Origin of the sequence: Mumia xiangluensis (assembly GCF_010994095.1) — a bacterium.
GTDB classification, from domain to species: Bacteria; Actinomycetota; Actinomycetes; order Propionibacteriales; family Nocardioidaceae; genus Mumia; species Mumia xiangluensis.
Map to the genome: position 1 here is coordinate 156,216 of NZ_WJYO01000004.1, position 21,741 is coordinate 177,956.

Consider the following 21,741-nt stretch of genomic DNA (forward strand, 5'->3'; position numbering starts at 1 on the left):
CGCGCGTCGGGGAGCCCGTCCCCCCAAAGGAGTCTCTCTCGTGGGAGTCGAGGTACGTGTCGAAGGCCTGACCAAGTCCTTCGGCAAGCAAACGATCTGGCGTGACGTCTCGCTGACGCTCCCCGCCGGACAGATCAGCGTGATGCTCGGCCCGTCGGGCACCGGCAAGTCGGTGTTCCTGAAGGCGCTCATCGGTCTGCTGAAGCCCGACGAGGGCCACATCTTCATCGAGGGCACCGACATCGCCACGTGCAGCGAGCGGGACCTCTACGACATCCGCAAGCTGTTCGGCGTGCTGTTCCAGGACGGTGCGATGTTCGGCTCGATGACGTTGTTCGACAACGTGGCGTTCCCGCTGCGCGAGCACACGCGCAAGACCGAGACCGAGATTCGCGAGATCGTCATGGAAAAGATGTCGATGGTGGGTCTGGTCGGCGCCGAGGACAAGCTGCCGGGGGAGATCTCGGGCGGTATGCGCAAGCGCGCCGGGCTGGCGCGGGCACTGGTGCTCGAGCCCGAGATCGTCCTCTTCGACGAGCCGGACTCCGGCCTCGACCCGGTCCGTACGGCGTTCATCAACCAGCTGATCGTCGATCTCAACGCCCAGATCGAGGCGACGTTCCTCATCGTCACGCACGACATCAACACCGCCCGCACTGTGCCCGACAACATCGGCCTGCTGTTCCACCGTCACCTGGCGATGTTCGGTCCCCGGGAGATGCTCCTGTCCAGCGAGGAGCCGGCGGTCCGCCAGTTCCTCAACGCTCAGACCATCGGTCCGATCGGCATGAGCGAGGAGAAGGACGCCGACGAGCTCGCCGGCGAGAACCACGACCTTCTGCCGCCGCTGCCCCCGATCCCGCTCCAGCTGCTGCCCACCGACGGGCGCCCGCGCCCCACGCAGGCGCCGCCGGGGGCGTGGTGCGTGGCCAACGGCGTCACGCCGCCTCCCGGGTCGTTCCTCGACGACGGCACCGCGCTCGGTGCGTCCGCCTCTCGACAGCCGGTGTCGTCCGGCGGTGCGGCGTGAGCACCGCGACCCTCGTCACTGCACCTCTCGCGACCGCCGGCAAGCTCTTCGCGTTCGGGGCCGACGTCGTCCTGGGGGTGTTCCGGCGGCCGTTCCAGGTGCGGGAGTTCATCCAGCAGGCGTGGTTCATCGCCTCCGTGACGATCATCCCGACGGCGCTCGTGGCCATCCCGTTCGGAGCCGTCATCGCGCTCCAGGCGGGCAGCCTCATCCAGCAGTTCGGGGCGCAGTCGTTCGCAGGGTCGGCCGCCGTGCTGGCCGTCGTCAGAGAGGCAGGTCCGATCGCGACGGCGCTCCTGGTCGCCGGCGCCGGCGGCTCGGCGATCGCGGCCGACCTCGGCGCGCGCAAGATCCGCGAGGAGCTGGACGCGATGATGGTGCTCGGGATCGACCCGATCCAGCGCCTCGTCGTGCCGCGCGTCCTCGCGTGCATGCTCGTCGCCGTCTTCCTCAACGGGCTCGTCAGCGTGGTCGGCGTGATCGGCGGCTACGCGTTCAACGTCGTGCTCCAAGGCGGCACCCCCGGCGCCTATCTCGCCTCCTTCACGGCGCTCGCGCAGACCGCCGACCTCTACCAGGGGATGGCGAAGGCGCTCGTGTTCGGCTTCATCGCGGCGATCGTCGCGGCCTACAAGGGCATGCACGCCGACGGTGGTCCGCGTGGAGTCGGGCAGGCCGTCAACGAGGCCGTCGTCATCACGTTCCTGCTGCTCTTCCTCGCGAACTTCGTGATGAGCGCGCTCTACTTCCAGCTCGTCCCGGCGAAGGCGTTGTGATGGCGGACGTGAAGGCGCTCTACCAGCGACCCCTCGGCGGCATCGACACGCTGGGCCGTCACCTGGCGTTCTACCTGCGGGTGCTCGCGTGGATCCCGCGGACGCTCGTGCACTACCCGCGCGAGGTGCTCCGCCTCCTCGCCACGGTGACGTTCGGCCAGGGGGCCCTCGCCGTCATCGGTGGCACCGTCGGCGTGATCACCGCGATGTCGTACTTCACCGGCACCGAGGTCGGTCTCCAAGGTTTCACCGCGCTCGACCAGCTCGGCACGAGCGCCTTCTCCGGCTTCTTCTCCGCGTACTTCAACACCCGCGAGATCGCGCCGCTGGTCGCCGGCATCGCGCTCGCCGCGACGGTCGGCTGCGGCTTCACCGCGCAGCTGGGCGCGATGCGGATCTCGGAGGAGGTCGACGCGCTCGAGGTGATGGCGATCCCGTCCCTCCCGTACCTCGTGACGACGCGCGTCATCGCGGGCATGGTCGCGATCATCCCGCTGTACGTCGTCGGGCTGATGGCCTCGTACTTCGCGACCCGCCTGACGGTCACCGGCATCTACGGCCAGAGCGTCGGCACGTACGAGCACTACTTCACACTCTTCCTCCCGCCGGCCGACGTGCTGTGGTCCTTCGTCAAGGTGATCGTCTTCGCAGTGCTGGTCATCCTCATCCACTGCTACTACGGCTACTACGCGTCGGGCGGTCCCGTCGGCGTCGGCGTCGCCGTCGGCCGTGCCGTACGGACCTCGATCGTGATGATCAACGTCGTCGACCTCCTGATGTCGATGGCGATCTGGGGCACCACGACAACGGTGAGGCTGGCCGGCTGATGGCGCGCACCCCTGCCCTCGACCGCCCCGGCACCGTCCGCACGCTGGGCATCCTCATGCTGGCCCTGATGATCGGTGCCGTGTACGCGACGTACGCGGTCTTCACCAAGCAGTTCTCCGGCGACGTCCCGGTCACGATCCGCAGCGAGAACGTCGGCCTGCAGCTGAACCGCAACGCCGACGTGAAGCTCCGCGGCGTGATCGTCGGACGTGTCTCGGAGATCACCTCCGACGCGGGTGCGGCGACGATCCATCTGATGATCGACCCGGACTTCCAGCCCCTGATCCCCTCCGACGTGGAAGCGCTCATCGTGCCCAAGACGCTGTTCGGCGAGAAGTTCGTCGACCTGCAGCCGGTGTCCAGCTCGGCCGGGACCCCGATCGAGTCCGGTGACGTCATCGTGCAGGCAGACCTCCCTGCCGAGGTCGAGAACCTCCTCATCGACCTCGACCCGATCCTCACCGCGCTCAACCCCGCCGACCTGTCGTTCACGCTGACGGCGCTGTCGGAGGCGCTCGACGGACAGGGCGCGGCGATCGGCGAGACGTTGGAGACGCTGGAGGGCTACCTCCAGAAGATCACGCCGCTGGCACCGCGGATCGTCGAGGACATCACGCTCCTCGGCGAGACCGCGCAGACCTACGCCGACGTGATGCCGGAGGTGGGGGAGACGCTGCGCAACGCCGTCGTCACCGGCAACACCCTGACCGCGCGCCGGGCGCAGCTGCAGGCGCTGTTCGTGGAGACCGCGGCGTTCGCGACGACCGCGGACGCGTTCCTCGACCGGTCCGGGCAGGACATCATCACGCTGTCGAAGCAGTCCAGGCCGACGCTCGAGCTCTTCGCCGAGTACGCCCCGACGATCGGCTGCGTCCTCAAGGGGATCGACCGGCTGAAGCCCCGGATCGACTCGGCGTTCCGCGACCACCGGGCCCACGCGACCGTCGAGTTCGCGGCGCGCACGCCACGGGCGTACACCAAGGCGGACGCTGACGCGCTCCCGCCGGCGACCGGTGGACCGGACGCCCTTGACCCGACCTGCGCGTCGCTGCCCGGCACGTCGTACGACGCGGACACACCTGCACCCGGGATGAGCAACGCCCTGCTCGAGCAGCTCGGCATCTCTGGCCCGCTCGGCAAGACCAAGCCTCTCGTCGCCCCGAGCGCAGCGGTGACCCCTGCGGGGTCGCAGGCCGAGGCCGAGCAGATCGACGCGCTGCTCGCGACCACGCTCGGCGTCGCGCCGGACGAGGTGCCGGCAGTCGCGCAGGCACTCGCCGGTCCCGTGCTCCGTGGGGCGGAGGTGACGCTCGGATGACCCGTCGCCGCCGCACGCTCGACCCGCGCCTCGACCGCTTGACCGCTGGAGCGCTCGTACGTCTCCTGGTGTTCCTGGTGATCACCGGGCTGCTCACCGGGCTGCTCGCCGTCGTCATCGGCAACCGCTCCTTCATCGACACCCACCAGTACAAGGCCGAGTTCGCGGACGTGACCAGCCTGGTGAAGGGCGACGACGTCCGGATCGCCGGCGTCCGCGTGGGCACCGTCGACGACGTACGCGTGCACTCCGACTCCACCGCGCAGGTGACGTTCACCGTCGACCGCTCGATCGACCTCACCGAGAGCACGCTCGCAACGCTGCGCTATCGCAACATGATCGGCCAGCGCTACCTGTCGCTGACGGAGGGCGCCGAGGGTTCGAGCGCCGACCTCGAGCCGGGGGAGACCATCCCGATGGACCGCACGCAGCCCGCGCTGGACCTCACGGTGCTCTTCGCGGGGTTCAAGCCCTTGTTCCAGGCGCTGTCTCCGGAGGACACGAACCAGCTCGCCTACGAGCTCATCCAGGTGTTCCAGGGTGAGAGCGGGACGGTCGAGTCGCTGCTCGGGCACACCGCGTCGCTGACGCAGACGCTGGCCGACCGCGACGACCTCATCGGGTCGGTCATCTCCAACCTGACCACGGTCCTCAAGTCCTTCAACGACCGTGACGAGGAGCTGTCCAGCACGATCTCGACGCTGCAGCAGCTGATCAGCGGGCTGAAGGACGACCGTGGCGTGCTCACGGGGTCGCTGGACGACATCGCGGTGCTGACGTCCGAGACCGCGAGCCTGCTGACCGACGTACGCCCCGACCTCACCCAGGACATCGCGCACCTGCGCGACCTGACCGACGAGATCGGCACCAAGAAGGCGCGCAAGGCGCTCGACTCCACGCTGCAGATCCTCCCCGTCAAGATCGACAGGATCGGGCGGACGGGCCAGTACGGCTCGTTCTTCAACTTCTACGTCTGCGACGTGGGCGTCGACGGCCGGCTCCCGAGCCTGAGCGGCGTCCCCGGGTGGGAAAAGGCGCGGCCCTTCAAGACGACCAAGCGAGTCACGGTCACCGGGGCGGGGGTGAGCCGATGCGCGCGATGAAGCCGTTCCGCGACCGCAACCCCGTGCTCGTCGGGCTGGTCGGCCTCCTGGTGATTGCCTCCTTCCTCGTCCTCGCCAGCCAGGCGAGCAGGCTCCCCGTCGTCGGCAGCGGTCCCACGTACGCGGCCGAGTTCACCGAGGTCGGCGGCCTCAAGAAGGGCGACGACGTACGCATGGCGGGCGTCCTGGTCGGAGAGGTCCGCGACCTCGAGCTGCGGGGCGACAAGGTCCGCGTGTCGTTCCGCATGAAGAAGGAGCGTGAGCGACTCGGCGAGGAGACCAGCGCGTCGGTCCGCATCAAGACGCTGCTCGGCACGATGTACGTCGCGCTCGACCCGGCCGGCGACGGCACCCTCGACGCGGGCTCGGTGATCCCGGCCTCCCGTACGACACCGCCGTACGACATCGTCCAGGCGTTCTCCGACCTCAGCGAGACGACCCAGGAGATCGACACCGACCAGCTCGCGTACGCGATGCGCACGCTCGGCGAGGTCACGGCGAAGACCCCGGAGGAGTTCCAGCGCGCCGTGACCGGCGTGACAGAGCTCTCCGAGAACCTCGCCGCACGTGACAAGGAGATCAAGACGCTGCTCGAGAACATCGACGGCATCTCCGGCGTCCTCGCCGACCGCAACTCGGAGGTCGTGTCCCTGTTCGAGGATGGCGGCGTCCTGTTCGACGCGCTGACGGCCCGCCGGCAGGCGATCCACGACGTGCTCGTCGGCGTCACGCGGATGTCGGACGAGATCGAGAAGCTCATCGGCGCGACGCGGGAGGACCTGAAGCCCGCGCTCGCCCGGCTCGCCGGCGTCGTCAAGGTCCTGCAGTCGAACGAGAAGAACATCGAGTCCGCCATGCAGCAGCTGCCGGCGTTCTACTCGATGGTCGCCTCCAACAGCGCCAACGGCCCGTGGCTCGACGGCTTCATCTACAACCTGCTGAGCATCCTGGGTCTGGAGGAGGGACTGTGAGCGCGAACGTCACCCGCGGTCCGCGCGTGAGCCGCCGACTCGTCGAGATCGTGGTCGTCGTCGGGGTGCTCGCCCTGATCGCCGCGCTCGTCGTGGTGCTGGTGCCTCGGTCGGAGAAGCACACCGCGACGGTGGAGTTCGACCGGACCGTGTCGTTGTACGAGGGCTCGAAGGTCCGCATCCTCGGGGTGGACGTCGGCACCGTCGAGTCGATCACCCCGCAGGGTTCCAGCGTGCGGGTGCGCCTGTCGTGGGACGCCCGGTACGACGTCCCGGAGGACGTGAAGGCGGTCATCGTCTCGCCCTCGGTCGTCGGTGACCGGTTCGTCCAGCTGACCCCCGCCTACTCCGGCGGCGCCAGGCTTGCCGACGGCGCGCACCTCGACCAGACCCGATCGGCCACGCCGACCGAGCTCGACGAGACCTTCGAGGCGCTGGACCGGGTGGCGACCGCCCTCGGGCCTGAGGGTGCCAACAAGGACGGCGCGCTGAGCGATCTCCTGGAGACCAGCGCCGACAACCTCGACGGGCGCGGCGCCGAGATCCGGCGCAGCATCGCGGCGCTGGCGAAGGTCACCACGACCGTCGACGGCTCCAAGGACGAGCTCTTCTCGTCGATGGAGAAGATCGAGCGGTTCGTGGAGGCGCTGGAGAAGAACGACGAGAGCGTTCGCTCCTTCAACTCCAGCCTCGCCTCGGTCTCGGACGTCCTCTCCGGCGAGCGTGACGACCTCCAGGCAGCCCTGCGCGAGCTGGCGTCGGCGCTGGGCATGATCCAGGGCTACGTCGACGAGAACCGCGTCAGCCTGCGCAAGAACGTCGACGGCCTCGCCGACGTCACCAAGTCGCTCGCGTCCCAGCGCAAGAACCTGGCGGCGCTCCTGGAGAAGGGGCCGACGGCGTTGGCGAACCTTGCGACCGCCTACAACCCGACGACGGGCACGATCGACACCCGCGGCACGATCAAGGGCAAGGCCGACGGCACCTTCCGTACGCTCACCCAGCCCGCCTACGTGTCCGCCTACTGCGGGCTCGCCTCGGGCCAGCACCCCGAGTACGCGGACGCGTGCTACGCCCTCGGCGACGTGATCACGTGGCTGGGCCAGCAGGCCGACGGTACGGCGAAGCGGTCGACCGCCGGCGACGCGCGGGCGGACACCGGCGCGGACGACCTGGCGACGCTGATGGGGGTTGCGTGATGAGCACGCCCCGTCGCGCCGCGGGCGCAGTCGCGACCGCCGCCGCTCTGGCGCTCGTCGCCGGCTGCGGGAGCAGCTCCGTCGGTGACCTGCCCCTGCCGGGTGGCGCCGACCTCGGCGACGACCCGTACACCGTCGTCGTGGAGTTCTCCGACGTCCTCGACCTGGTGCCGCAGAGCGCGGTCAAGGTCAACGACGTGTCGGTCGGCAGGGTCACGGCGGTCGAGCTCGACGGCTGGCAGGCGAAGGTGACCGTGAAGGTCAACCGGTCGGTCGAGCTGCCGGACAACGCGACGGCGTCGATCCGGCAGACCAGCATCCTCGGCGAGAAGTTCGTGTCCCTGGCGCCGCCCGCGACGGGCGCCGAGGGGCGGCTGTCCGACGGGGACCAGATCCCGCTCGCGCGCTCGGGGCACACGCCCGAGGTCGAGGAGGTCCTCGGCGCGATGTCGCTCGTCCTCAACGGCGGCGCCATCGACAAGGTCCAGGTGATCGCCCGCGAGCTCAACGCGATGTCGACCGGACGCGAGGCCAACATGCGTACGCTGCTGCGCCGCCTCGACGAGTTCGTCGGCACCGCGGACGCCTCCAAGACGCAGATCGTCACCGCGATCGAGCAGATCGATCGTCTCGCCAAGGCGACCAAGACCCAGCAGAGCGCGATCAACAGCGCCCTCGACGACCTCCCGGCCGCGCTGAAGACCGTCGACGAGCAGCGCGAGAACCTCGTCCGGATGCTCAGCGCGCTGACCGACCTGAGCAGCGTCGGCACCGAGGTGATCGTGAAGTCCAAGCAGGCGGTGGTGGCCGACCTGAAGGCCCTCAACCCGGTTCTCGACAACCTCGCGTCCGCCGGCGACGCGCTCATCTCGTCGCTCGAGGTGCTGCCGACGTTCCCGTTCCCCGACAGCCTGCTCGGTGAGACACCGTCCGAGGCGGCGGCGTACCAGATGGGTGACTACACCAACGTGTCGATCGACTTCACCACCGACTTCTCCACGACGATCGGCCTGATGACGGAGGCGGAGCGGGCCTCGCTGAAGGACGCCCTGCGCGGCGACGACGTCGCGTCGGTCATGGCAGCGACGGTGGTGGCGCCATGATCACCGGTCGCGTGAAGGCCCAGCTGATCCTCTTCGTCGTCATCACCCTGCTCGGCGTGACGTACGTCGGCGCGAAGTACGCCCAGCTCGATCGGCTGTTCGGCGCGAACGGCTACTCCGTGACGGTCGAGATGGCCGAGTCGGGAGGGATCTTCACCGGCGCCGACGTCACGTACCGCGGGGTCAGCGTCGGGCGCGTGAAGGACATGTGGCTCACCACCGACGGCGTCGACGTCGAGGTGCGCATCGACGAGGAGGCCCCGCCGATCCCGTCCGACACGGACGTGGTGGTCGCCAACAAGTCAGCGGTCGGCGAGCAGTACCTCGACTTCCAGCCCACGTCCGACTCGACCCCGTACCTCGCTGACGAGGACGTGATCGCGCGCGAACGCACCCAGGTCCCCATCGACACGCGGTCGCTGATCACCGACGTGAGCGCCCTGCTGACCTCGGTCGATGCAGACGACCTCAGCACGGTGATCACCGAGCTGGGCGACGCGTTCGAGGGCTCGGCCGGCGACTTCCGGACCACCATCGACGCCACCAGCGCGTTCATCACCAAGGCGGACCAGAAGTACGAGGTCACGGCCGACCTGATCCGCGAGTCGACGCAGGTCCTCCAGACGCAGGTCGACTCCTCGGACGACATCGAGGACTTCGCCACGAACCTGCGCGACCTGTCGACGGCGATGAGGACGTCGGACGCCGATCTTCGCGCGGTCATCGAGGCAGGCGCGCCGACGGCCACGACGCTGCGGACCGTGATCGCCGAGAACGCCGACGACCTGGCGGTGCTCCTCGACCGGGCGATCCGCCTCAACAAGGTCGTCCGCGCACACCTCGACGGGATCCGTGGGGTGCTCGTGATTGCCCCGTACGGCGTCGAGAGCGCGTTCTCGATCATCGCGAAGGACTCGCGGACCGGCCAGTACGCCGTACGCCTGAGCCTTGCGATCCAGGCCGAGAACCCGCCGTGCACCAAGGGCTACGTCCCGGAGGCCCGTCAGCGCACACCGTTCGACCGGACGCCAGCGCCCTGGAAGCGCGATCTCGGCTGCACCGAGAAGCTCACGCGGGGTGCCAAGGCTGCGGGTGCCTCCGCGTCGCCGGCGGCCGCGACGGAGGGCCAGACCCTCGGTACGTACGATGTTGCGACGAAGCAGGTGGACGTCTCGGACCCGACGACGATCCCCGATGCTCCGGATCTCGGGAAGGAGTCCTGGAAGTGGATGCTGCTCGGACCGGCGGTCGCACGCTGACCCGGACGCGCGTGCTCGCGCTCGTGCTCGTCCTCGTGGCGGTCGCGGGTCTCGCGATCGGCGTCCGCGCGGTCGTTCGCGGGCCCCAGATCCCCGCGAACGCCGACACCTCGACCCGCCAGGACGTGCGGGCGGCTGCGGAGAAGTTCGCGGCGAGCGTCAACTCGTACGACGTGACGGACCTCGACCCGTACGTGGACCGTGTGACCCCCTTGCTCACGGACACGATGGCCGAGCAGTTCGAGGCGTCGACCAAGGACCTGCTGGCCCAGTTCGCCGACACCGAGATCACGTCGGTGGGCACGGTCGAGCAGGTGGCGATCGAGAGCCTCGACAGCGACAGCGCCGAGGTGCTTGCTGCGATCACCGTCGCGACGAAACCCGAGGACGTCCAGGTCGGCCAGCCGCGGCTGCGGTGGAGGATCTCGCTCGTCCTGGAGGGTGACCGCTGGCTCGTCGAGAACTTCGCCAACGTCCCGGTCGAGTCGGAGAAGCCGACCGCGACACCCGACGAGGAGGACGGATCGTGAGCAGCCGACGCCCGCGGATCGCCGGAGAGCGGCGCCGCCCCACGGATCCCGCCGAGACCGCACCGGCCGATGCGACCCCCTCTTCGCCGGCCGACGCGACCCCCTCTTCGCCGGCCGACGCGACCCCCTCTTCGCCGGCCGACGCGACCCCCTCCCCGCCGGCCGACGCGACCCCCTCCCCGCTGGTCGAGGCGACGGAGTCGATCGAGACCCCTCGTCCCTCGCGCCCGCCGATGAGCCGCCGCGCCCGTGTCCTGCTCGCGGCGCTCGGCGTCCTCGCGGTGGTGGCCGTGGTGTTCGCCGTCGTGGCGACCGCGGCGGTCGAGCAGACCGAGTCGTCGGCCGACGAGCGCGTCGCGACCGAGGACGCGGCGACCGCGGCGGCGACGCCGGCGCTGGAGACGGTCCTCAGCTACGGCCACGAGACCGTGGCCGAGGATCTGAAGTCGGCCACGGAGCTGATGACCGACGACTTCGCCGCAGAGTACGAGCAGCTGTCGCCGCAGGTGGCATCGGCTGCGGAGCAGCGCAAGATCGACGTCGCTGCGACCGTACGCGCGATCGCTCCGCTGGAGTGCGGTCAGGAGTGCTCGGACACGAGCGTCCGGCTGCTGGCGTTCGTCGACCAGAACCGGACCGTCGCGGGCAAGGCGGGCTCTCCGGCCGCGCTGTCGGTCGTGGTGCGGATGGAGAAGGTCGACGGCGACTGGCTCGTCGCCGAGCTCACGACGACCTGACCGGGCCGCTCACAGCCCGCCCGGTCACACGTGGCGGGCGTCGACCAGCCGGCCGAACACCACCGACCGGTTGTCGGTGTGGAAGATCTCCGAGCACGTCGTCAGCGTGAGCAGGGCTTCCTTGGGGATCGCCCGAGATCGCTGGCTCTTGTTGTGCTTCGCCTTCTCGGGCACGGGCTGCACGACCCAGACGTCGGTGAAGTCGACGATGGTGCCGGTGCCCGAGCCCTGCAGGACGTACGTGTAGACGTGGGTGCGCGTCTCGACGACCACTTCGTCGCCCTTGCGGAGGTCCGGGAAGTCCTTGAACGGCTGCCCGTTGGTGATCCGATGGCCGGCGACCGCGAAGTTGCCGAGCTGCCCGGGGCGCTGCGTGTCGGGGAAGTGGCCGACGCCGGAGGTCAGGGCCGAGTCGTCGACGCCCTCGACGACGGGGACCTCGAAGTCGTCGCCGAAGCGAGGGATCCGCAGCACTGCCATGGCCTCGCCCATGCGGACCTCGTCGGTGGTCGCGTCACCGGCGCGGTTGCCGCGCCAGTCGTCGGCGAGCGCGACCGCCATCTCGCCCTGACGTTGCTTGGCGACGATGTTGGTGCCGACGTACTTCCAGGCGATCCATCCGCCGCCGATGATGAGCACGAGGGTCAGCGCGGTCGCGAGCATCCGAGCCGGACGCAGGTGCGGGGTCGGCTTCAGCTCCGGGCGCTCGCGCCGGGGCGGGGCGGTGTCGACGGGCACAGCTCCTCCTCCTGGTGCTCGGCCGAGATCACGGGCGTAACGCGGGTCACACCCAGGGTGGCACACCCCCGTGAGGGCCCCGAGCGACGGCCCCGCAGAGTGTGCATTCCGCGACGCGTTGCACAACGATTCCGGCGGGTTGCTTGACCTGAGGCGAAGATGCGTTCATCATCGACGGCGGAGGCTTGACACCCTGGGTTGAAATCTGCCCACGTTGGCGTCTAGACTATTTCTTTGCGCCTCCTGCATCCTGCCCTCACCCCTTGACGGGGGTCGTTCGGCATGGGTTCTGGACGGTGCCGCAATCGGGAACTGCGAGCCTTCGGAAGGACCCCTCTTGGCTTCCTCGCGCACTGTCGCCGCCTCTGCCACCACCAATCCCCGCCGTGTCTCCTTCGCAAAGATCTCCGAGCCTCTTGAGGTGCCGGAGCTGCTGTCGCTCCAGACGTCCAGCTTCTCCTGGCTGATCGGTGACGAGAGCTGGAAGGCGTCCGTCGAGCAGCAGCTGGCCGCCGGGCGTACGGACGTCTCTCAGAAGTCCGGTCTGGAGGAGATCTTCGAGGAGATCTCCCCGATCGAGGACTTCTCGGAGACCATGTCTCTGTCGTTCCGTGACCACCGCTTCGAGCCGCCGAAGAACTCGGTCGAGGACTGCAAGGACCGCGACGTCACGTACGCCGCACCTCTGTTCGTCACCGCCGAGTTCATGAACAACGAGACCGGCGAGATCAAGAGCCAGACCGTCTTCATGGGTGACTTCCCCCTGATGACGGACAAGGGCACCTTCATCATCAACGGCACCGAGCGTGTCGTCGTCTCGCAGCTGGTCCGTTCGCCGGGCGTCTACTTCGAGCGCACGCCGGACAAGACCAGCGATAAGGACATCTACACCGCGAAGGTCATCCCCTCGCGTGGCGCATGGCTCGAGTTCGAGATCGACAAGCGCGACCAGGTCGGCGTCCGCCTCGACCGCAAGCGCAAGCAGAGCGTGACGGTCCTCCTCAAGGCCCTCGGCATGTCCGAGGCCGACATCCTCGAGGAGTTCGGCCAGTACGACTCGATCCGCGCGACCCTGGAGAAGGACCACACGTCCGGCCAGGACGACGCGCTGCTCGACATCTACCGCAAGCTGCGTCCGGGTGAGCCGCCGACGACCGAGGCCGCCCAGCAGCTCTTGGACAACTACTACTTCAACTCCAAGCGCTACGACCTCGCGAAGGTCGGTCGCTACAAGATCAACAAGAAGCTCGGCACCGACGAGGCGTTCGACCAGCAGACGCTGACCATCGACGACATCGTGTCGACCATCAAGTACATCGTCGCGCTGCACGCCGGCGAGGCCGAGCTCGAGATGGCTGCCGGCACGACGTTCGTCGAGGCCGACGACATCGACCACTTCGGCAACCGTCGCCTGCGCAGCGTCGGCGAGCTCATCCAGAACCAGCTCCGTACGGGCCTCGCCCGCATGGAGCGCGTGGTCCGCGAGCGGATGACGACCCAGGACGTCGAGGCGATCACGCCGCAGACCCTGATCAACATCCGTCCCGTCGTGGCGGCGCTGAAGGAGTTCTTCGGCACGTCGCAGCTGTCGCAGTTCATGGACCAGAACAACCCGCTCGCGGGCCTGACGCACAAGCGTCGTCTGTCGGCCCTCGGTCCGGGTGGTCTGTCGCGTGAGCGCGCCGGCTACGAGGTCCGTGACGTCCACCCGTCGCACTACGGCCGCATGTGCCCGATCGAGACGCCTGAGGGCCCGAACATCGGCCTGATCGGCTCGCTCGCCTCGTACGGCCGCATCAACGCGTTCGGGTTCGTCGAGACCCCGTACCGCAAGGTCGACGGCATCCGCGTCACCGACCAGATCGACTACCTCACCGCGAGCGACGAGGACCGCTACATCATCGCCCAGGCGAACTCCTCCCTCCTCGAGGACGGCACGTTCGCCGAGGACCGCGTCCTGGTCCGCCAGCGTGGTGGCGAGGCCGAGCTCGTCCCGGCCGACGAGGTCGACTACATGGACGTCTCGCCGCGCCAGATGGTGTCGGTCGCCACGGCGCTGATCCCGTTCCTCGAGCACGACGACGCCAACCGCGCGCTCATGGGCTCCAACATGCAGCGTCAGTCGGTCCCGCTGATCCGCAACGACGCGCCGCTGGTCGGCACCGGCATGGAGTACCGTGCCGCCGTCGACGCCGGTGACGTCACCGTCGCGAAGGCGCCCGGCGTCGTCACCGAGGTGTGCGCCGACTACGTCGAGGTCATGCAGGACGACGGCACCTACAAGACGTACCGCATGTCGAAGTTCACCCGCTCGAACCAGGGCACCTGCATCAACCAGCGCCCGCTGGTCCGTGAGGGTGACCGCCTCGAGCAGGGTTCGCCGATCGCCGACGGCCCCTGCACCGACGAGGGCGAGATGGCGCTCGGCTCCAACCTGCTCGTGGCGTTCATGCCGTGGCAGGGTCACAACTACGAGGACGCGATCATCCTCTCGCAGCGTGTCGTCCAGGACGACCTGCTGACCTCGATCCACATCGAGGAGCACGAGGTCGACGCCCGCGACACGAAGCTGGGGCCGGAGGAGATCACCCGCGACATCCCGAACGTCAGCGACGAGATGCTCGCCGACCTCGACGAGCGCGGCATCATCCGGATCGGCGCCGAGGTCTCCAACGGCGACATCCTCGTCGGCAAGGTCACGCCCAAGGGCGAGACCGAGCTGACCCCCGAGGAGCGCCTGCTCCGCGCGATCTTCGGTGAGAAGGCGCGCGAGGTCCGCGACACCTCCCTGAAGGTGCCGCACGGCGAGTCCGGCACGGTCATCGGCGTCCGCGTCTTCGACCGTGAGGAGGGCGACGAGCTGCCGCCGGGCGTGAACCAGCTGGTCCGCGTCTACGTCGCGCAGAAGCGCAAGATCTCCGACGGTGACAAGCTCGCCGGCCGCCACGGCAACAAGGGCGTCATCTCGAAGATCCTCCCCGTCGAGGACATGCCGTTCCTGTCCGACGGCACCGCGGTCGACATCATCCTTAACCCGCTCGGTGTCCCCGGCCGAATGAACGTCGGCCAGGTGCTCGAGACGCACCTCGGCTGGGTCGCGAAGGCCGGCTGGGACATCGGCGACAGCAAGGACGAGTGGGCCGAGCGCCTGCGCCAGATCGGTGCGGACCGCTCGCCGATGGACTCCAACGTCGCCACGCCGGTGTTCGACGGTGCGCGCGAGGACGAGATCCAGGGCCTCCTGGAGTCGACGCTCCCCAACCGCGACGGCGATCGCATGGTGGGACGCGACGGCAAGGCGCGGTTGTTCGACGGACGTACGGGTGAGCCGTTCCCGGACCCGATCTCGGTCGGCTACATGTACATCCTCAAGCTGCACCACCTCGTCGACGACAAGATCCACGCACGGTCGACCGGCCCGTACTCGATGATCACCCAGCAGCCGCTGGGCGGTAAGGCGCAGTTCGGTGGACAGCGCTTCGGCGAGATGGAGGTCTGGGCGCTCGAGGCGTACGGCGCCGCCTACGCGCTGCAGGAGCTCCTCACCATCAAGTCGGACGACATCCTCGGCCGCGTGAAGGTGTACGAGGCGATCGTCAAGGGCGAGAACGTCCCCGAGCCTGGCATCCCGGAGTCGTTCAAGGTTCTCGTCAAGGAGATGCAGTCGTTGTGCCTGAACGTCGAGGTCCTCTCGTCCGACGGCACCGCGGTGGAGATGCGTGACGCCGAGGAGGACGTGTTCCGGGCTGCTGAGGAGCTCGGCATCGACCTCTCGCGCCGCGAGCCCGCCAGCGTCGAGGAGGTCTGAGACGCGGGGGCGCGGCCTCTCCTGAGTCCGCGCCCCGCCTCCGACCTCGTCCCCAGATTTTTCATCACGAAGGAAAGAAGACAACGTGCTCGACGTGAACTTCTTCGATCAGCTCAAGATCGGCCTCGCCACCGCCGACGAGATCCGTGCATGGTCGCACGGTGAGGTGAAGAAGCCCGAGACGATCAACTACCGCACGCTCAAGCCCGAGCGCGACGGTCTGTTCTGCGAGAAGATCTTCGGTCCCACCCGGGACTGGGAGTGCTACTGCGGCAAGTACAAGCGGGTCCGCTTCAAGGGCATCATCTGCGAGCGCTGCGGCGTCGAGGTGACCCGCTCCAAGGTGCGCCGTGAGCGCATGGGCCACATCGAGCTTGCCGCTCCCGTGACCCACATCTGGTACTTCAAGGGTGTGCCGAGCCGTCTCGGCTACCTGCTCGACCTCGCTCCGAAGGACCTCGAGAAGGTCATCTACTTCGCCGCGTACATGATCACGCGCGTCGACGAGGACGCACGTCACCGCGACCTGCCCTCGCTCGAGGCCAAGATCGACGTCGAGCGCAAGAACCTCGAGTCGCGTCGCGACAACAACATCGAGCAGCGCATGGCGAAGTTCGAGGAGGACCTCGGCGCGCTCGAGGCCGAGGGTGCCAAGGCCGATGCCAAGCGCAAGGTCAAGGACGCGGCCGAGCGTGAGGTCAAGCAGATCCGTGACCGTGCGCAGCGCGAGATCGATCGCCTCGACGAGGTCTGGAACCGCTTCAAGAACCTCAAGGTCCAGGACCTCGAGGGCGACGAGCTGCTCTACCGCGAGATGACGTACCGCTTCGGCAAGTACTTCGAGGGCTACATGGGCGCCGCGGCGATCCAGAAGCGCCTCCAGGACTTCGACCTGCAGGCGGAGGCAGAGAGCCTCAAGGAGACCATCGCCACCGGCAAGGGCCAGCGCAAGACGCGCGCCCTCAAGCGGCTCAAGGTCGTCTCCGCGTTCATGCAGGGCGACAACCGCCCGGCCGGCATGGTCCTCGACGCGGTCCCGGTGATCCCGCCGGAGCTGCGGCCGATGGTCCAGCTCGACGGTGGCCGGTTCGCGACCAGCGACCTGAACGACCTCTACCGTCGCGTCATCAACCGGAACAACCGGCTCAAGCGCCTGCTCGACCTCGGTGCGCCGGAGATCATCGTCAACAACGAGAAGCGGATGCTGCAGGAGGCCGTCGACTCGCTGTTCGACAACGGCCGCCGCGGACGTCCGGTGACCGGGCCGGGCAACCGTCCGCTCAAGTCGATCTCCGACATGCTCAAGGGCAAGCAGGGTCGTTTCCGTCAGAACCTGCTCGGCAAGCGCGTCGACTACTCGGGCCGTTCGGTCATCGTCGTCGGCCCGCAGCTCAAGCTGCACCAGTGCGGTCTGCCGAAGCAGATGGCGATCGAGCTGTTCAAGCCGTTCGTCATGAAGCGTCTGGTCGACCTCAACCACGCCCAGAACATCAAGTCGGCCAAGCGCATGGTCGAGCGCGGCGCTCGCGCCGAGGTGTGGGACGTCCTCGAAGAGGTCATCGCCGAGCACCCGGTGCTGCTCAACCGTGCACCCACCCTGCACCGTCTGGGCATCCAGGCGTTCGAGCCGCAGCTGATCGAGGGCAAGGCCATCCAGATCCACCCGCTCGTCTGCTCGGCGTTCAACGCCGACTTCGACGGTGACCAGATGGCCGTCCACCTCCCGCTGTCGGCGGAGGCGCAGGCCGAGGCCCGCGTCCTCATGCTGTCGACGAACAACATCCTCAAGCCGGCCGACGGACGTCCGGTCACCATGCCGACCCAGGACATGGTCATCGGGCTCTACTTCCTCACGCTCGAGCGTGACGGCCAGCCTGGCGAGGGTCGCGCGTTCGCGTCCGCAGCCGAGGCCCGGATGGCGTTCGACCGCGGCGAGATCACGCTGCAGAGCAAGGTCAAGATCCGGTTCCCCGAGGTCGTGCCGCCGGTCGGCGTCGAGGTCCCGGAGGGCTGGAGCTACGGCGACGCCCTCACGCTGGAGACGACCCTCGGTCGCGTCCTCTTCAACGAGGCGCTGCCGGTCGACTACGCGTACGTCAACTACCAGGTCGGCAAGAAGCAGCTCGGCATCATCGTCAACGACCTCGCCGAGCGCTACAGCAAGGTCGACGTGGCGGCATCGCTGGACGCGCTGAAGGACACCGGCTTCCACTGGGCGACCCGCTCCGGCGTCACGATCTCGATCGAGGACGTCGTCACCCCGGATCGCAAGCAGGAGATCCTCGCCACCTACGAGGACCAGGACGCCAAGGTCCAGAAGCAGTTCCAGCGCGGTCTGATCACCGACGACGAGCGCCGTAGCGAGCTCATCGAGATCTGGACGCAGGCCACCAACGAGGTCTCCGCCGAGATGGAGAAGACCTTCAGCGAGGACAACCCGATCTGGATGATGATCCAGTCGGGCGCCCGCGGCAACATGATGCAGATGCGTCAGATCGCCGCGATGCGAGGCCTCGTGGCCAACCCGAAGGGCGAGATCATCCCGCGCCCGATCAAGGCGAACTACCGCGAGGGCCTGTCCGTCGTCGAGTACTTCATCGCGACCCACGGCGCTCGTAAGGGCCTGGCCGACACGGCTCTCCGTACGGCCGACTCGGGCTACCTGACGCGTCGACTCGTCGACGTCAGCCAGGACGTCATCATCCGCGAGGAGGACTGCGGCACCGAGCGCGGTCTGCCCAAGCGGATCGCCGAGCGCCTCGAGGACGGCCGCCTGATCCTGGCCGAGAACGTCGAGACCTCGGCGTACGCCCGCAACGCGGCGACCGAGATCACCCACCCGGAGACCGGCGAGGTGCTGGTCGAGGCTGCGGGTGACCTGGGTGATCCGGAGATCGCGACGCTGGTCGCGGCCGGCATCGAGGAGATCAAGGTCCGTACGGTCCTGACCTGCGACGCGAAGTCCGGCACGTGCGCCAAGTGCTACGGCCGGTCCCTCGCGACCGGCAAGCTCGTCGACATCGGCGAGGCCGTCGGCACCATCGCGGCCCAGTCGATCGGTGAGCCCGGCACGCAGCTGACGATGCGTACCTTCCACACCGGTGGTGTGGCCGGTGACGACATCACCCACGGTCTGCCGCGTGTTGTCGAGCTCTTCGAGGCTCGCCAGCCCAAGGGCCGTGCGCCGATCTCGGATGCCGCTGGTCGGGTCCAGATCGACGACAGCGACAAGGCGCGCAAGCTGGTCGTCGTGCCGCACGACGGCTCGGAGCCCCACGAGTACCCCGTCTCGAAGCGCTCGCGCCTGCTGATCGTCGACGGCCAGGAGGTCGAGGTCGGTCAGCAGCTCACGCACGGTACGCCCGATCCGCAGGAGGTCCTGCGCATCCTCGGTGTCCGTCGTGCGCAGGAGCACCTCGTGGACGAGGTCCAGGAGGTCTACCGCAGCCAGGGCGTGGCGATCCACGACAAGCACATCGAGATCATCGTGCGGCAGATGCTGCGTCGCGTCACGGTCATCGACCAGGGCGAGACCACGCTGCTCCCGGGTGACCTCCACGATCGTGCGACGTTCGAGGAGGCCAACCGCCGCGTGGTGGCCGAGGGCGGTCAGCCGGCCTCCGGTCGTCCGGTGCTGATGGGCATCACGAAGGCCTCGCTCGCGGTCGAGTCGTGGCTGAGTGCGGCGTCCTTCCAGGAGACGACCCGTGTCCTCACGGAGGCGGCGATCCAGGGCAAGTCGGACCAGCTCCGTGGCCTGAAGGAGAACATCATCATCGGCAAGCTGATCCCGGCGGGCACCGGCCTCGAGCGGTACCGCAACGTCCGGGTGGAGCCGACTGAGGAGGCGCGTCAGGCGGCGTACGCCGTGACCGGGTACGAGTCGTACGACTACGACTTCGGCAACTCGGCCGGCCAGTCGGTCGCGCTCGACGACTTCGACTTCGGCAGCTTCTCCGGCTGATCGACTCTGGTCCACGAAAGGGCCCTCGGAGCTTCGTGCTCCGGGGGCCTTTTCACGTGTTGGTGCAGGTCACAGGGGTTTCACAGGGTCTCTCAGGGATTGTTAAGGATCGCCTGGTTACGTCGATGGGGATGTCTTCGACACTGATGCAACCCCCCGCAGAGGTCGCCGCCGGCAGCTCGATCGGCCCGGCCCGCCAGACGACCCGTGACCCCCTCCTCGACAACGCCCGCTACTGGGTGATGCTCCTCGTGGTGGCCGGTCACGCCCTCCAGTACCTCCTCGAGGTGCCCGCCGCGCGCGGCACGTACGCCTGGATCTACTCGTTCCACATGCCGGCGTTCGTGCTCGTCTCCGGCTACGTCGCGCGCCGCTACGAGGGGTCGCCGAAGCAGACCCGCGCGCTCGTGACCACGCTGGTGCTGCCGTACGTCGCGCTCAACGTGGGCCTGGACGGCTTCCGTGCCCTCCTGGACGGCAAGCCGCTCGACATCAACCTGCTCGATCCCGCCTGGTCGACCTGGTTCCTCATCGCCCTCGTGGCGTGGCGCCTGTCGACGCCGCTGTGGCGCGTGGTCCGCGCCCCGGTCCTGGTCGCGATCGCGATCAGCCTCGTCGCGGGTCTGTGGCAGGTCAGCAACGTCGTGTCGATCCACCGGATCCTCGGCCTGCTCCCGTTCTACGTGGCCGGCATGTACCTGCGGCCCGAGCACTTCGCGATGCTGCGGCGCCCGGTCGTACGCGTCGCGTCGGCGGTCGCCCTCGCCGCGACGCTCGTCTGGTGCCTCGTGCGCCAGGACGACTGGCTGGTCTCCTGGCTCTACTGGCGCGACGCGTACGCCCAGTCGCCACTGGACGCAGACCCGGTCGGCGGGGTGCTGACGCGGGCCGGCCTGCTGGTCGTGGGGTTCGCCCTGACGGCGGCTGTGCTCTCGGTCGTGCCGCGTCGTGAGGATGCCACGACGGCACTGGGCCGGAGGACCATGAACGCGTACATGGTGCACGGGTTCGTCCTGATCGCCCTCGCGCACTTCGGTGTCTTCGACGTGCTGGCCGGACTCGGTGCGCTCGCCGTCCCGATCGTGCTCGTGGTCTCGGCACTGCTCGGCACTGCGCTGATGTCGGACCCCGTCGCCCGCGTGGTCAGTCCGCTGGTGGCGCCCAAGCTGTCCTGGGCGTTCCGCGGCGAGGCTCAGGCGCGCGCTGGCGGCAGGTAGAACAGGGCGATGTAGTTGCCGCGTCCGGCCTGCGTGAACGTGGCCGAGACGGACGGGCCGCCGGGCCGGGTCACGGCCCGGTAGGTGGTGCTGATCTCCGTGCGGTCCTCGATCACGTCCTGCGTCGGCTCGCCGGCCGTGCTGTAGCTGAGCACGTAGCTGCGGGCGATCGCGTCCGCGTTGACGCCGCGCTCGACGAGGATGCTCGCGAAGGCGGGCTTGTCGCCGGACAGCAGCAGCGCGGAGTCGTCGCGCAGGCGCCAGCGCTGGGTCACCAGAGTGCCGCCCGTGGTGACCGGGCGGGAGACCGGGAGGTCCGGCCACTCGGCATCGACCTCGGGCTGCGCGGCGAGCGGCGTCGTGGTGGCGGGGATCTGTTCCGGTACCGGCGGCTCCGGCGTCTCGGCGTCGCCGGGCGCCTCGAGCTCCTCGTCGAGCGCCTGCCACGCCGGGCGCATGTCCGGCGGGTCGGTCGCCACGGCGGTGTACGTCATGACCGGGCGGCCCTGCGAACCGGCGGGCGACTGCTTCTTGCGGAGGTTGCCCGGGTCCAGGGTCACGGCCACCCGGACACCGATGTCGTCGGTGGTGCGTCCGGTGACGTCGAAGGAGCAACTCGTGTAGAGCCCGTCGACCGCCGTGCAGAACTGCGACCAGGTGTCTGCGTCGAGGCCGAGGTCCGGGATCAGGCTCGCGACCTGGTCGACGACCTCGCTGAAGACCTCGCCGGGATCGCCGTCGACGCGAAGGAGCGCCGTCGTGACGTCGGGCTCCGGGGGATCGGTGAGGATCGCGAACGTGTCGGTGGTCGGGAGCGGGTTGAGCGGCTCCGTCGGGGTCGGCGTGGTTGCGTCGGGATCCTCGGCCGCCTCTTCGGCTGCCTCGATGGCCTGACGACGCTCGGCCTCTGCGAGCACGGGCTGGTACGCGGCGACGAGCTCCGGGGTACGACGGCGTACGAGGGGACCGAGCTGGGTCGTGCCTTCCGGCACGGTGAGGGTGAACGCGATCGGGGTCCCCGCGAAGGTCTCGTGCTGTCCGACGTCGACCTTCAGGCCGGAGTGCGTCGTCTCCGACCGGTCGGGGTCGGCAGGGGCGAGAGGGCTGCAGGCGCTGACGCCACCCACCACGGCCGCTGCCATTCCCGCAGCCACCAGCGA

16 protein-coding genes are annotated in these 21,741 nt (G+C 68.7%); 14 read left to right on the forward strand and 2 right to left on the reverse strand.

Annotated features, from left to right (window positions below; translation table 11 throughout):
- The first annotated feature begins 40 nt into the window (after positions 1-40).
- Genes GH747_RS13845 through GH747_RS13895 form a run of 11 tightly spaced genes read left to right on the forward strand, consistent with a single transcriptional unit; the run spans position 41 to position 10,854 of the window.
- On the forward strand, positions 41-1,030 hold the full coding sequence (locus GH747_RS13845) for an ABC transporter ATP-binding protein (protein ID WP_149770192.1): 990 nt from the start codon (positions 41-43) through the stop codon (positions 1,028-1,030).
- A complete protein-coding gene (locus GH747_RS13850; protein ID WP_149770193.1) occupies positions 1,027-1,806 on the forward strand; it encodes an MlaE family ABC transporter permease in 780 nt (259 codons plus the stop codon). Before GH747_RS13845 ends, GH747_RS13850 begins: the two co-directional genes overlap by 4 nt.
- Entirely contained in the window at positions 1,806-2,633 is an 828-nt protein-coding gene (locus tag GH747_RS13855) for an MlaE family ABC transporter permease (RefSeq protein WP_149770194.1), read from the forward strand. The genes GH747_RS13850 and GH747_RS13855 overlap by 1 nt, the downstream gene beginning before the upstream one ends.
- Positions 2,633-3,952, forward strand: a complete 1,320-nt coding sequence (locus tag GH747_RS13860; RefSeq protein WP_149770195.1) for an MCE family protein — start codon at positions 2,633-2,635, stop codon at positions 3,950-3,952. The genes GH747_RS13855 and GH747_RS13860 overlap by 1 nt, the downstream gene beginning before the upstream one ends.
- Positions 3,949-5,055, forward strand: coding sequence for an MCE family protein (locus GH747_RS13865; RefSeq protein WP_149770196.1), 1,107 nt, complete (start codon positions 3,949-3,951; stop codon positions 5,053-5,055). Before GH747_RS13860 ends, GH747_RS13865 begins: the two co-directional genes overlap by 4 nt.
- Positions 5,043-6,026, forward strand: a complete 984-nt coding sequence (locus GH747_RS13870) for an MCE family protein (RefSeq protein WP_149770197.1) — start codon at positions 5,043-5,045, stop codon at positions 6,024-6,026. Before GH747_RS13865 ends, GH747_RS13870 begins: the two co-directional genes overlap by 13 nt.
- Positions 6,023-7,225 (forward strand): MCE family protein, encoded by a 1,203-nt coding sequence (locus tag GH747_RS13875; protein ID WP_163695623.1) that lies wholly within the window; start codon positions 6,023-6,025, stop codon positions 7,223-7,225. Before GH747_RS13870 ends, GH747_RS13875 begins: the two co-directional genes overlap by 4 nt.
- Positions 7,225-8,328 (forward strand): MCE family protein, encoded by a 1,104-nt coding sequence (locus tag GH747_RS13880; protein WP_149770199.1) that lies wholly within the window; start codon positions 7,225-7,227, stop codon positions 8,326-8,328. The genes GH747_RS13875 and GH747_RS13880 overlap by 1 nt, the downstream gene beginning before the upstream one ends.
- Positions 8,325-9,587: an MCE family protein gene (locus GH747_RS13885; protein ID WP_149770200.1), complete on the forward strand. Its 1,263-nt coding sequence runs from the start codon at positions 8,325-8,327 to the stop codon at positions 9,585-9,587. The genes GH747_RS13880 and GH747_RS13885 overlap by 4 nt, the downstream gene beginning before the upstream one ends.
- The gene (locus GH747_RS13890) at positions 9,554-10,117 is read left to right on the forward strand and encodes a hypothetical protein (protein WP_149770201.1); all 564 of its coding nucleotides are present in this window, start codon (positions 9,554-9,556) and stop codon (positions 10,115-10,117) included. The genes GH747_RS13885 and GH747_RS13890 overlap by 34 nt, the downstream gene beginning before the upstream one ends.
- Positions 10,114-10,854, forward strand: a complete 741-nt coding sequence (locus GH747_RS13895; RefSeq protein WP_149770202.1) for a hypothetical protein — start codon at positions 10,114-10,116, stop codon at positions 10,852-10,854. Before GH747_RS13890 ends, GH747_RS13895 begins: the two co-directional genes overlap by 4 nt.
- Positions 10,855-10,878: 24 nt before the next feature.
- Here the strand turns inward: GH747_RS13895 and GH747_RS13900 are convergent, their stop codons facing one another.
- Positions 10,879-11,592 carry a class E sortase gene (locus tag GH747_RS13900; RefSeq protein WP_149770203.1) on the reverse strand — a complete coding sequence of 238 codons (714 nt, stop codon included), beginning with the start codon at positions 11,590-11,592 and terminating at the stop codon, positions 10,879-10,881.
- A 337-nt stretch (positions 11,593-11,929) separates the two neighbouring features.
- Here GH747_RS13900 and rpoB point away from each other — a divergent pair, with 337 nt between their 5' ends.
- From rpoB to GH747_RS13915, 3 genes are all read left to right on the forward strand, one after another.
- Positions 11,930-15,400 carry a DNA-directed RNA polymerase subunit beta gene (gene rpoB / locus GH747_RS13905; RefSeq protein ID WP_149770204.1) on the forward strand — a complete coding sequence of 1,157 codons (3,471 nt, stop codon included), beginning with the start codon at positions 11,930-11,932 and terminating at the stop codon, positions 15,398-15,400.
- Between the two features lie 85 nt (positions 15,401-15,485).
- Positions 15,486-19,364 (forward strand): DNA-directed RNA polymerase subunit beta', encoded by a 3,879-nt coding sequence (locus GH747_RS13910; RefSeq protein ID WP_149770205.1) that lies wholly within the window; start codon positions 15,486-15,488, stop codon positions 19,362-19,364.
- Between the two features lie 131 nt (positions 19,365-19,495).
- Positions 19,496-20,581: an acyltransferase family protein gene (locus GH747_RS13915; RefSeq protein ID WP_163695626.1), complete on the forward strand. Its 1,086-nt coding sequence runs from the start codon at positions 19,496-19,498 to the stop codon at positions 20,579-20,581.
- On the opposite strand, the gene GH747_RS13920 is transcribed toward GH747_RS13915, so the two are convergent.
- Positions 20,557-21,723 carry a hypothetical protein gene (locus tag GH747_RS13920; RefSeq protein WP_163695630.1) on the reverse strand — a complete coding sequence of 389 codons (1,167 nt, stop codon included), beginning with the start codon at positions 21,721-21,723 and terminating at the stop codon, positions 20,557-20,559. The genes GH747_RS13915 and GH747_RS13920 overlap by 25 nt on opposite strands.
- Positions 21,724-21,741: the final 18 nt, after the last annotated feature.

Bases quoted from the DNA above. Each gene is read 5' to 3' on its own strand.
- GH747_RS13855 (WP_149770194.1), top strand. From the start codon at position 1,806: ATGGCGGACGTGAAGGCGCTCTACCAGCGACCCCTCGGCGGCATCGAC.
- GH747_RS13860 (WP_149770195.1), top strand. From the start codon at position 2,633: ATGGCGCGCACCCCTGCCCTCGACCGCCCCGGCACCGTCCGCACGCTG.
- GH747_RS13865 (WP_149770196.1), top strand. From the start codon at position 3,949: ATGACCCGTCGCCGCCGCACGCTCGACCCGCGCCTCGACCGCTTGACC.
- GH747_RS13870 (WP_149770197.1), top strand. From the start codon at position 5,043: ATGCGCGCGATGAAGCCGTTCCGCGACCGCAACCCCGTGCTCGTCGGG.
- GH747_RS13880 (WP_149770199.1), top strand. From the start codon at position 7,225: ATGAGCACGCCCCGTCGCGCCGCGGGCGCAGTCGCGACCGCCGCCGCT.
- GH747_RS13885 (WP_149770200.1), top strand. From the start codon at position 8,325: ATGATCACCGGTCGCGTGAAGGCCCAGCTGATCCTCTTCGTCGTCATC.
- GH747_RS13915 (WP_163695626.1), top strand. From the start codon at position 19,496: ATGTCTTCGACACTGATGCAACCCCCCGCAGAGGTCGCCGCCGGCAGC.
- GH747_RS13920 (WP_163695630.1), bottom strand. From the start codon at position 21,723: ATGGCAGCGGCCGTGGTGGGTGGCGTCAGCGCCTGCAGCCCTCTCGCC.